The sequence below is a fragment of the Falsiroseomonas oryzae genome (assembly GCF_027856955.1).
Classification (GTDB): domain Bacteria; phylum Pseudomonadota; class Alphaproteobacteria; order Acetobacterales; family Acetobacteraceae; genus Falsiroseomonas; species Falsiroseomonas oryzae.
Genome location: NZ_JAPSMD010000136.1, coordinates 1 through 12646, shown reverse-complemented (window position 1 = coordinate 12646; position 12646 = coordinate 1). Strand labels below are relative to the sequence as shown.

Annotated in this window: 7 protein-coding genes; 4 read left to right on the top strand and 3 right to left on the bottom strand. The window is 70.4% G+C overall.

The features are described from left to right. Positions 1-268: 268 nt before the first annotated feature. Positions 269-8188, bottom strand: coding sequence for a calcium-binding protein (locus OZN99_RS14685; protein ID WP_270935992.1), 7920 nt, complete (start codon positions 8186-8188; stop codon positions 269-271). A gap of 683 nt (positions 8189-8871) precedes the next feature. Beyond that, positions 8872-9369, bottom strand: a complete 498-nt coding sequence (locus tag OZN99_RS14680; protein WP_270935991.1) for a hypothetical protein — start codon at positions 9367-9369, stop codon at positions 8872-8874. Between the two features lie 129 nt (positions 9370-9498). Here OZN99_RS14680 and OZN99_RS14675 point away from each other — a divergent pair, with 129 nt between their 5' ends. Continuing rightward, positions 9499-9819, top strand: coding sequence for a hypothetical protein (locus tag OZN99_RS14675; protein WP_270935990.1), 321 nt, complete (start codon positions 9499-9501; stop codon positions 9817-9819). A gap of 435 nt (positions 9820-10254) precedes the next feature. Here OZN99_RS14675 and OZN99_RS14670 read toward each other — a convergent pair whose 3' ends face one another. Next, positions 10255-10497, bottom strand: a complete 243-nt coding sequence (locus OZN99_RS14670; RefSeq protein ID WP_270935989.1) for a hypothetical protein — start codon at positions 10495-10497, stop codon at positions 10255-10257. A 369-nt stretch (positions 10498-10866) separates the two neighbouring features. Here OZN99_RS14670 and OZN99_RS14665 point away from each other — a divergent pair, with 369 nt between their 5' ends. The 3 genes from OZN99_RS14665 to OZN99_RS14655 form a co-directional block, all read left to right on the top strand. Further along, on the top strand, positions 10867-11625 hold the full coding sequence (locus OZN99_RS14665; protein ID WP_270935988.1) for a hypothetical protein: 759 nt from the start codon (positions 10867-10869) through the stop codon (positions 11623-11625). A 247-nt stretch (positions 11626-11872) separates the two neighbouring features. Beyond that, on the top strand, positions 11873-12097 hold the full coding sequence (locus OZN99_RS14660) for a helix-turn-helix domain-containing protein (protein ID WP_270935987.1): 225 nt from the start codon (positions 11873-11875) through the stop codon (positions 12095-12097). Positions 12098-12212: 115 nt separating this feature from the next. Next, the coding region (locus OZN99_RS14655; protein WP_408611846.1) for a hypothetical protein at positions 12213-12646 on the top strand (434 nt) is incomplete at its 3' end.

The window sequence follows — 12646 nt, the reverse complement described above, 5'->3', positions numbered from 1 at the left end:
GCCCCGTCCTCACAGTGCCCTGGGGCACCTGACGCCTCAGGAATTCGCTGCCAAAGCAGCCCGGAAGGGCTGCTCGTGAAGCCTGGAAGTTCTCCCCTCGGGCGGGCCAGTTTCGGGTCCACGGTCAGAAGCCTGGAAGCTCTCCCCTCGGGCGGGCCAGTTTCGGGTCCACGGTCACTGCCGCCGGATTACATTACCGGCGGACCGCTTCTACGGGGGCAGGTCAATGCCGAGCCCGCCCTATCGAGCCCCATCGTCGTGGCTCGAATCAGTGAAAGGCAAGATCACTGGCAGCAAGCATGTGCGCCCCGGTCAGCACGGCAAGACTGGTTGCGACCACGTGCCCACTCCCATCCGGGTCCCAGGACAGCCTGCCCGAGGCCGGGTCGAACAGCAGCATCTGCTGCGTGCTCGCGCTCGGCGGAGCGCCGGAATTGTCGAACACCAGGTCGCCTGGCGCTGAGATTCCGAACCCCGCAAGCGAGAACAGGATGACGTCCTCGCCCGGCGTGAAGTCTAGGATCTCGTCGGTCCCGTCGCCGGGTCCGAGGAAGATGAAGCTGTCCCCGCCGGCCCCGCCCAGCAGCCGGTCGTTTCCGGCCCCACCGGTGAGGCGGTTGGCCCCCTCGTCTCCCACGAGAGTATCGACATGGCTCGAGCCGACCAGGCCCTCGATCGAGACGAAGCTGTCGCCAGCCGCGTCGCCGCCGGTGCCGCCCCCATCCGGAAGACTCGCGGCGACACCTTCGGCAGCCCCCTCATAGCTCGCCACGTCCGCGCCGGCGCCGCCATCGAGGACATCGCCGCCGACACCGCCGACCAGCGTGTCGTCGCCGGCACGCCCGGCGAGAGAGTCGTTCCCCGCAAGGCCGTCCAGCGCGTTGGCGTGGTCGTCGCCCCGCAGCGTGTCCGCCGCGGCGCCACCCTCGACGTTCTCCACGCCGACGAAGCTGTCCCCTGCCGCGATCCCGGTGTTTGCGCCGGGTTGGGCTAGGTCCACCACGATGCCGCCCGACGCCGAGCGGTAGGAGACGAGATCGCGACCTGCCCCGCCCTCCAGCATGTCGGCGCCCCCGCCGCCCTCGAGCACATCGTCGCCCTCGCCGGCGAGAAGCAGGTCGTTGCCTGCGCCGCCCGAGAGCAGGTCGCGCTCACCTCCGCCAGAGAGCGTGTCGTCCTGCAGAGATCCGAACAGGAAATTGCTCGCCGCGTCGCCGGTCACGTGCAAGCCGGCGCCTCGCAGAGCCTGCGCGGAGACTGCGGCGAGTTCGTCCGGGTTGCCTTCGATCGGCACGGGAACGCCGCCCATCAGCACCGTCGTCGCGAGTCCGTTCATCGCGACCTCGATCGGCGCCGTGGCGTCGCCGGCCACCACCAGCGCGCCGTCAGCCGCCAGCGCCTCGACGGCGCCGGTTGCAGGCGTGACCGCGACGTCCGTGTCCGCGAAGCGCAGCAGCTCGATCCGCGACAGGCGGTCCGCGCCGCCCTCGCCGCCCTCCCGGACGTCGATCACGCTGAGCCCGCCGATGCGGCTGATGAGATAATCGATGCGGCTTCCGGCGAAGATCGCGATATCGTATCCATCCCCGCCGTCGATCACGTCGCTCCCGTCGCCGCCGGAGAGCGTGTCGTCCCCGCCTCCGCCCGACAGCCAGTCGTCGCCACCGCCGCCGGTCAGGCGGTTCGCAGCGCCGTTGCCGGTGAGCCGTACCGACGGCGCGACCAGCGCGGTCGCGTCCACGACCTGGATTCCCGTGGCCGTGCCGCCGACGGTGAGGAGCTGAGCGCCCTGCCGGACCTGAGGCGCGCTGACGCCAGGGGAGGCGGCGAGAACGGCGCGAACCTCCTCGGCGGTCGTCCCTTCGAGCAGCAGCGCACCGCCCGCGCCGGTCGCCGTCACGCCGACCGGCTGCGGCGTCACGATGCTGCCGTCCGCGAAGGTGAGGTACTCGATACCAGCGAGCAGATCCTCGCCATCGGGGCTGCCCGGGCGCAGGTCGCGCACGGTGACCGTGCTGCCGTCGTTGACGACGATGTATTCGTCCAGGTTGCCCGAGAAGCGGGCCGCATCCTGCCCCTCGCCGCCCGCCAGGCGGTCGTTGCCTCGCCCGCCCGCGAGGATGTCGTCGCCGCCCTCGCCACGCAGCGTGTCGTTGGCGCGGCCGCCGATCAGCACGTTGCCCGCCGCATTGCCGGTCAGCGTCGTCGTGTGGGCACCGGTACCGGATGCGTCGATCCCGATCAGCCCCGTGGTCACGCCGCGTGGCACGACGGGAGCGAAGTCCGCCGTGACGACCACGCCGCCTCCGGGCTGCAGGGTCGCGGTGAGGACGCCGACGAAGGTCGAGGCGCGCAGCTCCAGCAGCCCGGAGGGCAGCCCGATCGCATCGCTGCTCACCATGTAGCCGACCGGCACCCCGCCATTGGCGAACTCGAGTATCTCGACGTTGTGGAGCAGGTCCACGCCGTCAGGGCTGGCCGGGCGCAGGTCTGTGACGCGGTAGGCGCCACCGAGATCCTCGATGCGATACTCAGTGGAGAGGCCGTCGTAGCGCACCGCGTCCAGCTGGCCTTCGCCGCCGTTCAGGGTGTCGGCGCCGGCGCCGCCGAACAGCGTGTCCGGTCCGCCGCCGCCGTCCAGCAGGTCGTCGCCGGCGGATCCGGCGAGGAAGTCATCGCCGAGATTGCCTTCCAGCGTGTCGGCGCCCAGCCCGCCGAGCAGGACGTCGTGGTCGGCCGAACCGAGCCGCGTCCGCGGTGCAGGATCGGTATCGAAGAGGATGCCCGCAGCCGGCAGCGCGGCTGGATCGAGGGCCGGGATCTCGATCCGGATCGCATGGCCCGCATCCCACAGGGTCATGGTGCGCAACCCGCCGAATCCGAACAGCGCCCGCAGCGTGGGGGCGTCGGCGATGCCGACCTCGCGCAGATCCAGCAGGTCGTCCGGCTGGAAATCGCCGATCAGCAGGCTGCTGGACTGCCCGGCCCCGATGTAGTCGGCCAGCACGAAGCGATCGGTGCCCGCCCCGCCCACTGCATCCCGCGCCGCGACGCCAGGCAGGAGCACGTCGTCGCCCTCTCCGCCCTCGAGGCTGTCGAAGCCCGCGCCGCCGCGGAGCGTGTCCGCCCCAGCGCCGCCGCGCAGCGTGTCGTCGCCCGCGCCGCCATCCAGCGCATCGTCGTCCGCGCCGCCGTCCAGCAGGTCGGTGCCGCCGCCGCCCGCAAGGCTGTCGCTGCCGGCGGCACCGAACAGCCGGTCGCTCCCCTCCCCGCCGTCCAGCAGGTCGGCGCCGAGCGCGCCAAGCAGGTCGTCGGCCTGCGCCGTGCCGGAGAGCTGGCGCGCGGCCAAGGAGGTGTCGAACAGGATCCGTTCGGTCGGCAGCAGGGACAGGTCCGACGCTTCGAAGCTCCAGGTCGTGACCAGGCCGCCCGAGCGCAGCTGCAGGTGCCAGCCCGCCCCCCCGGGGAGGACAAGTGCGGCGAGGACGGCGCGATCGGCGATGCCGAGTTGCGCGACATCGAGAAGATCCTCCGCGCCGAGGTCGAGCACGGTGGCGACGCCGAAGGCCTGCCCCTCCGGCGGCAGGCGGCCGGCGAGGACGAAGCGGTCAGCGCCCGCGCCGCCCAGGGCGATGTCGCCCTGGGGCGCGAGCCGCAGTTGGTCGTCGCCCTCGCCACCGTCCAGCAGGTCCGCATCCGCGCCGCCATCCAGCAGGTCGGCGCCCGCGCCGCCCTGCAGCGTGTCCGCGCCGGCGTCGCCGAACAGGCGGTCGTTCCCGCCGTCTCCCCGCAGCAGGTCATGCCCCGCGCCGCCCTCCAGCAGGTCGGGGGCGCCCAGTCCCGACAGCGTGTCGGCCCCGGCGAGCCCAACCAGCGTGTCCCGGTCGCGGCCGCCCGTGAGGGCCTCGTCGGCGCCGCTGCCCGTGCCGCGGAAGGCGACGGTGCCGGCATAGACCAGCGCTTCCACGCCGGGCACCTGAAGCATGAAGTTCGCCAGCGCGGTGCGCAGCGTGTCGTACCCGCCGCCCGGTGCCTCCTCGACCAGGATGCCGAGGCGCTCGACCAGGTAGACGTCGTCGCCGGAGCCACCGGCGAGGGTATCCGCGCCTGCCGTGCCGCCCGAGAGCGTATCGGCCCCGGCACCGCCGAGGATGAGGTTGTCCAGCTCGTTGCCGGTGGCGGCGATCGCCGACGCACCGGCATAGACGAGCCGCTCGACCGATAGGCCAGCCGCCAGCGTCAGGGCGCTGAGCGTGGTCTCCAGCGTGTCGGTACCCTGGCCGGGCGCTTCGACGATGACGACCCCCGGCCGCAGCACGCGGTAGCGGTCGTCGCCTTCGCCGCCCAGGAGCGTGTCGGCGCCCGACGGCCCGCCATCCAGCGTGTCCGCACCGATGGTGCCGGCGATGCGGTTGGACAGGATGTTGCCGGTGCCCTGCAGCCCTTCGGCGCCGAGCAGGACGAGGTCCTCCACCAGATCGGGCAGGATCCAGCCGATGGTGCTGAGGATGCGGTCGCGACCCGGCCCGCTCTCCTCCACGACGTCGCCCGGATCGTCCACCAGGAATGTGTCGTGGCCGGTGCCGCCGCGCAGCGTGTCCGCGCCGGCGCCGCCGTCTAGCCAGTCGTCTCCGGCCGCGCCGGAGAGCACATCGGCGCCGGCGCCCCCCCAGAGAGAATTCGCGGCCGCGTTGCCGCCCAGCGTATCCGCGTGCTCCGAGCCGTGCAGATGCTCGAAGCCGCCGAACGTGTCCTGCGACGCATGCCCGCCGGCCGCCGCGCCGGTCGCGAGGTCCACCGCCACGCCCGCATCCGAGCCGGCATAGCTGGCGGTGTCGGCGCCGGCGCCGCCATGCAGGAAGTCGCCGCCCGCGCCGCCCGCGATCAGGTCGTCCCCATCAATGCCGCGAAGCGTGTCGTTCCCCTCGGCACCGAAGATGGTATCGGCCCCGCCCTCGCCTGCGGCGCGGTCCGCCGATGCCGCGCCGGTCAACCGATTGGCTTCGGCATTGCCTTGCATGCGCAGGATCGGCGCCGCCAGGCTCTCCGCGTCGAGGTCCGTGACGAGACTGTCGCCGACGATCGCCACGGCACGCGCTCCGGCGAAGACCGTCGCCGATCCGCCGGGACCGAAGGTGACTTGCAGGCCCGAGTTGGAGGGCCCTGCGACATGCAGCCGGCCGCCGGCACCGACAGCCACGAGTTCCTCTGATCCGGCGCCCGACAGGATCGCGTCGGCAAACCGGATCGCCTCGACATTGAGGAGGGTGTCCACCCCGTCGGGTCGCCCCGCGCGCAGGTCGGAGACCCGGATCCCGCTCGCGGTGGTGCGGATGAGATAGTCCGCTGCACGTCCGCCGTAGACGACCATGTCGGTGCCGGCGCCGCCCTCGATGACGTCGCTGCCGCGGCTGCCCAGCAGCGTGTCGTCGCCGCTGCCGCCAAGCAGACGGTCGTCGCCGGCGCCGCCGAACAGGCGGTCGGCGTCGCCACCGCCGGCGATGGTGTCCGCCGCGGCCGTGCCGAACAGGTCGTCTCGTCGTTCCGTGGCCGGCCGCAGCACCGCAGCCGCGCCGTAGGCCACCCGCCCGGCGGCCATCATCTCGGCGACCGACAGGCCCGCGAAGTCGGCCTCCACCCGCACGAAGCTGCCGTCGTAGTGCAGGACGAAACCGCGCTCCGCGCCGAGCACGCGCAGCGCATCCGCATCCGGCACGCCGAGCACGGACAGGTCGAGCAGGTCCTCCGCCGCAAGCCCCTCGAGCGAGAGCGAGGTGTTGCCCGTCGCCGCCGGGTCGCGCGGCAGCAGCACGAAGCGGTCGGCGCCCGCCCCGCCCCGCGCATTGCCCGCGCCGAAGCCGAGCACCAGCCGGTCGTCGCCCTCGCCGCCCTCGACCAGGCTGTAGCCTTCGATGGCGACCAGGGTGTCGTTGCCATCCCCGCCCTGCAGCCAGGCCGTGCCGCTGCCGCCATCCAGCAGGTCGTCGCCCGCCCCGCCCGCCAGGCTGTCGTTGCCCGCCTCGCCCAGCAGCGTGTCGGCCGCCTCGCCGCCCAGCAGCGTGTCGTCGCCGCTGCCGCCAAGCAGACGGTCGTCGCCGGCGCCGCCGAACAGGCGGTCGGCGTCGCCGCCGCCGGCGATGGTGTCCGCCGCGGCCGTGCCGAACAGGTCGTCTCGTCGTTCCGTGGCCGGCCGCAGCACCGCAGCCGCGCCGTAGGCCACCCGCCCGGCGGCCATCATCTCGGCGACCGACAGGCCCGCGAAGTCGGCCTCCACCCGCACGAAGCTGCCGTCGTAGTGCAGGACGAAACCGCGCTCCGCGCCGAGCACGCGCAGCGCATCCGCATCCGGCACGCCGAGCACGGACAGGTCGAGCAGGTCCTCCGCCGCAAGCCCCTCGAGCGAGAGCGAGGTGTTGCCCGTCGCCGCCGGGTCGCGCGGCAGCAGCACGAAGCGGTCGGCGCCCGCCCCGCCCCGCGCATTGCCCGCGCCGAAGCCGAGCACCAGCCGGTCGTCGCCCTCGCCGCCCTCGACCAGGCTGTAGCCTTCGATGGCGACCAGGGTGTCGTTGCCATCCCCGCCCTGCAGCCAGGCCGTGCCGCTGCCGCCATCCAGCAGGTCGTCGCCCGCCCCGCCCGCCAGGCTGTCGTTGCCCGCCTCGCCCAGCAGCGTGTCGGCCGCCTCGCCGCCCAGCAGCGTGTCGTCGCCGCTGCCGCCGAGCAGACGGTCGTCGCCGGCGCCGCCATCCAGCGTGTCGGCCTCATCAAGGCCAAGAAGTGTGTCGCCGCCGGCGCCTCCGGTCAGGCGGTTGCCGAGCGCATTGCCAGTGATGGAATCGTTGCCGCCAAGGGCGTCCAAAACCGTCTGGCGGGTCGTCAGCTGGAGGCTGTCCGCGCCCTCCGTCCCGGTGCGGAAGTTCTCATAGGCGAGACTGTAGGTGACGGTCTGCGTGCCGAGCGGGAGGGCGAAGACATTGGTGAAGAGAGGAATCTCGAGGCCGCCGCCGATCGGCACGCTGCCCTGCGCAAGCGGCCCGAGGGAGATCCCGATGGAGGGATCCCACCCGCCGAGGTTCAGCGAGCCCCAGGCTTCGAGCTCCGCGATACGGAATTCGAGACGACTCGTCAGCACGATGCTGGTGACGGTGCGCAGCGTGCCGCGGACGCTGTAGCTCGCGGTGACGTCGATCGTGCCCTCGCCCTCGGGCGTGTCGAAGGCGAAGACATCCCCCAACTGGCCGGTGAGGACCTGGCCGAGGCTCGACGTCATGACGACGTCCACGGCGGATGGCGTGTACTGGAAACTCTGCTTGAGCGCTGCCTCGCCGACCAGGCCGGCGAAGAGCGTCGTGTAGTCGTAGCCGAGGCTCAGCGGGCCTGCGTTGATGCTCTCGGTGTCCTGGAAGGCCTGCGGCGGGATACCGAAAAGGGCGCCGATCGCGGAGGCGACATTGAACGTGGCGCTGGCGAAGGGATCGGAGCGGCCCTCCACGCGGAGCTGGCCGAGCGGCGTGTCGGCGCCAACGGCTGCCGGGCCGGAGACGAGGGCGATCGGCCCCGGAAACCCGGCGGTGAAGCGGCCGTATTCGTACTCGAGCGTGAGCGGCTCGATGTCGCCGGAGAGGTAGAAGAGGTTCTGCCGGAGGCGGAAATCGGCGAGCTGCGCGCCAAAGCTCTCGTCGAAGCCGATCTTCCAGGTCTTGGTCCTGAACCCGCCGATCCCGACACTGAAGGAGGCATGGGCCGCGACACGGAGGGCCAGTTCCGCCTGCAGCTCGGCGAGGAAGTCGATGCTGAGGAAGCTGTTGGCGAGGTCGAGGCCGGTGGAGGTCAACCCGGTGCGGCCGAGTTGCCACCGCGCCGTGTCCACGAAGGGATCGGCGTTGAGTGCCTCGGCGGCGGAGGAGAGCCGTTCGTCGAGCCGAAGCGCGTAGTCCACGCCGACCTCGCCGGCGCGCAGCTCGATCTGGGCCAGGAAGCCGAAGCCGGCAGTGTAGCCGAGGCCGGCCGACGCCTCGACCTTGCCGCCCACTCTTGCGAAGCCAAGGTCGAGGCTGATCGGGCCGAGCTTGAAGCCGGAGGTCAGGTCGCCGCTGAACGAAGCGTACCAGTCGTCGAAGGTGTAGCTGAGGTCGCCCGGCATACCCGGGCCCCACATGCTGACGCCAGAGCTGTAGGTGAGCGTGGACATCGCGTCACAGACCCTGAGTTCGTACTGGCGCCGGTCCTGGTGCCAATGGCCGCCCGGACGGCTCCCCTGCGCTTCTCACGTTTATATGTTGCGTAATGAAACGCAAAGGGCGAGACAATCTCATCGCTTCGATGAGCCTCTGTACTCCTGACATCTGTGCCGGGTTGGGTCTGATGAAGTGGAAGCGGTTGCCCGAGCATCGGCCCATCGTCGAGCGCACCCGTCAGGGCCTGCCCGAGGCGGCGCTTCTGCGGACAGACCAGCCCCGAAAAGCATCGCCTGCGCCGCGCCGACTTCGAGCCCCGCCCCCGCGAAGGGGCCGACCCGGCCTGCTGACCGACCCGTCGTGCCGACTGCTGGTTCGAGCGGCGCTGTGGGCCCCACGGGCGCCGCATCTGGCGCAGGTGCGGGACGCTCGCGCAGGGCGGTCGGTGCGGCGTCCAGTGCCCAGGGGTCGGCCACGGCGGGCCGGTCCGGGGCGGCTCGGAAATCCTCGGCGTGCCAAGTCGTCTCGGCGGTAGACTCCGGCTTCTGCGAAAAGCTGTTGGCCGGTCTGCGGAGCCAGGACTTCACAGTACCGGCGTGCCTAGGCTTGGCCTGCCAGGAAAGCCAGAGAGAAGTCTCCCGCGTCGCAAGAACAGGCTCCACCACGTGTTGAACCGCATGGTGTGGCCGCCGCGCAGCTATTGCCGTGCATCGTCGCTACCGATTAGCCGACGTAGGAGGCTCCGCTTTCTCGGTGGCTTAGGGCCGCCGCGGAAGGCCTCGAATTCATCAGGCAGCATGGCGACCGCTTCTGCCGGCTCAGCCGTGCGGAGATCGTGTGTCATCGCCAACTGACGAAGCACGGTGGAACGACGCCGCACGCTCCCAGGGCCGTCAGGCGAAGCTGCGCCGCGCTTGGTCGCTCCGGCATCGTCTAGGAACAGCTTCGCCGCCACCACCATCGCAGTGTGGCTACCGAGGATGTCCTGGTATCCCGCGAGTTGCTCCGAAATCTCCCCCCATTGGCCGATCCCCGGCGTCGGCTTCCCCGCCGAAGTGAGCAGTATCTCGCCCTCGGTACCGTGAAGCGCCATCGCATACCAGGCAGCCCGGACAAGGTGCCGATAGTAGCGGTTGAGGCTCACCGGCAACTGCTTCTCACGCGCAGTATCGGCAGCGATCTGCCGCTCACGCAACGTGAGCTTGTTTATTGTATTATCGTAACTATATGCATGGGGCCACGGCGATCTTGTTTCGCCCGTGGATAGCGGATCTGGCCCGAACTGCCGTTCCGCCGTTCCATCAACATCATCAGGATCATCATCATGACCGAAGGCATCCCTGCCGACGGCGCGCCTGCGCGCGTGCCGCCGGAGGACTTCATCGTCGCGCTCGACCAGCTCTTCGCGGTCTGGGTGCGGCTCAACCAGCTCGCCCGTCTGCACGACGACGAGGCCGCGCGCATCCTCGCCGAGTATCGCAGCTTCACCGTGGGTGAGGCTGTCGAGGCCTGGCGCGAGGTGAACCGCAAGATGACCGAGACCGTGCATCGACTCGAGTGGATAGAGACCACGATGCGCGGTCAGCGCGACGGCATCGTCGGCGCGCTCGAGACCGCGGCCCAGAACGAGGAGAACGAAAGCTGACACGAGGCCCCATCCGGTGACGGATGGGGCCTTTCGTGCGTTCAGACCACTGAGGTCAGGACTTCCTGTCCAGATTGGCGGCAGCGAGCCTCGCCAAAACGCCTTCCTTTCGGTCGCTGGTCTTCGTCCGCTGTGGACTGGCCTCCCCCCATTGTGGCGCCGGGCCTCGTCAGGGTGGAGCTGGGTGGAGCACTTTCCGGTTCGGCCGCCCTGCGCGCGCGTGTCCGATTATCCGGATCGACCTCCACCCTCCTCCACCCTCTCCACCCACCGAGCATCCGCGCCTACCCGCAGACCGAGCCCCTTCACATGCTGCGCGCCCCGGACTGTGGCGTAACGGGCGCCGGGTAGCTTCTCGACCGCGCTTCTGAATTGCTGCGCATTGGGCGGCGTTTCCCCGTTCGCGGTTGCCCAGGCGCGGCAGTCCGCGAGGAGTCACCCCGGTTTTTCCTGCAGCTGCGGGTCACGCATGCAGCGCTCGGCGACCCAGCGCCCGATCACGTCCTGGGCTTCGAAGTAATCGTTCGTGACCTCCGCGACGATCTGGGGGCGGGTCAGACCACGCCGCTGCCAGTCGAGGCACCCCTCGATCATCCAACGCAGGATGGCAGGCGCTTCGGCCATCAGCTTCTCTTCCAGCTGACGGTCGGGCCGCTCCGGCTTGTGCAGAAAGGGCACGATGTTGAACCGGCGCCGCGCTGCGCGCTCTACGACGCGCTGTTCGCCGCGCCGATGGCGCCGGAGGCGATGCGATGAACGGGACGCAGCACGAGCGCATCAGCGATGCTCTGCGCCGAGTTGCGCCTGGCGGCGGTGCCGGACCTCTACGGCGCGGCCGCGCAGGCCGCGGCGGCACGGGATGCCAGGCTGAGCACAGCGAGCGATTGCTCATGCAGTTTTTGGCCGATGCAGTCCGAATACCCGCACAGGAGACAGTTGCGTGGCGAGGATCGCTGCCCGAGGCCGTTGCTGCCGTCATGGGTTGCTGGCCTCGCCATGCGGTTTTCGCATTGGCAGTGAATCGCCCTGTGCGTGCATGGCGGGCCCATGCAAGAGAATCAGCCAGTTCTGAGTCGCGACGAGATCATCGCTATCGTCCGCAAGCATGCCGCGCCAGGGACGCAGGCTGCGGTTGTCGATCGTGCCGCAAGCCGCGTGGCGGATGCCCTGCGAGACACCCTGAGGTATGCGGAATATCACAATAGAACCGGCAGAGGCGCGGACCGTCGCGATGACTTCAAGCTCGCGGCCGAGTGCGCCCGGGTCGATTTAGAGCAGATGAGCAAATTCACCGATGTCGATCTTGCCAATCTGTTTTTGCGCTCTCCTTCGCCTATCACACCAAAGAACGTCGACGATTTGGTGCGCGACGTGCACAAACTGTACGACGACATAGATAATGGACGGGCAGCGGACTGGCCGGACGTCACCCGCTTCGATCGAAGAGACGCGCACATCGCGGCGTCGCAGTTGCGCAACTTGCTCGAGACGTATCGAGCTCGCGCGGAGGCCGCCGCGGCGGCCGAACCGGTCAAGCCCAAAGGACGGCACGGAAGGCCAGATCCCCTCATATTCGCGGTGAAGAACTTAGCCAGCATCTGGAAGAGTACGCTGAAGCAAGATCTTCGTCTGAGCAGGAATAACAGGGGATTTGTTAACTTCGCGGAGGATGTTCTGCGTGAATTGATGCGCACGCACATGCGCGGGTGCTCGGTTCGCAACGCGATCAGGGCCGGCCTCAGAGAGCACCTCCCTAAAGGAACAACGAGACCGGGGGGCAAGAAGGCCCCGTTTTCCGGCGATTGACGGCCAATTTCTGGACCAACCGACTGTCGATCGGGTGGGCAGTGATCCATAGAAGAGGTGCTCGCGATGCGCGAACACCCCTTTTCGATCCGGGCGATCGCTGGTCACCCCGAGCCCAGGACGGCGCCCTCCGAGCAGCCGGCAGCGAACACAGCGCTGACGGACCTCGTGCGAAGCCTCGCCCGCCAGGCGGCGCGCGAGGCTTTCGCCGTGAAGGCGCGAACGACAGCGGCGGAGGGCGAGAGCGATGGCCCCGCCCGCTTCTGACCGCCTGCTGAACCACGCCGAGGCGGCTGCCACGGTCGGCCGCAGCACGCGCACCATTCGCCGCTGGATCCGGCAAGGGAAGCTGCCGGCCGGCGGCTTCGGCCGCGCCGCCTTCATCCGCGAGAGCGACCTGCTGCGCGCCCTCGGCTTCGCTGACGAGCCGCCGACGGTGCCGGCCGCCGACACCGAAAAAGATGAGCCCTGATCAGGCACTTGCGGCCTCTCGTGCAGGCTCTGCGCAGCAAATGCCGGTGAAGAACCCTGCTACGCCCTCACGAATGGCCGCCACTGGCCGCGCCTGTCCAACCGCCGAGGTTCCGATGCACACCGCCCCCATCCAGCCCGAACTGCCGCTGCAGAGCAGCCGCCCGGCGCCGACCTTCGCCGAGGCGCTCGCGGCCATCTCCAACTGGACCGACCTCGACGAGACCCGCCGCCGCGACCTGGCCTCGGCGCTGCGCTCGGCGGCCCGCATGCTCTCGCTGCCGCCCGCGGCCGTGCCCTGCGATCCGGCCTGGCTGAACGAGCGGCTGTTCCAGCACACCCCGGCCACCTTCGGCATCACCCAGGGGCGCTTCCGCAACGTGGTCTCCGGCCTGCGGGCCGTGCTGCGCCGCCTCGGCACCCATGCCCCGGACCGCCGCACGCACCGCGACCTGCCGGGCGAGTGGCAGGCCCTCCTGGCCGCGGTGCCGGAGGCCCGCCAGCGCGGCGCCCTCGCCGCCCTGGCGCGCCACTGCGCCATGGCGGGCAT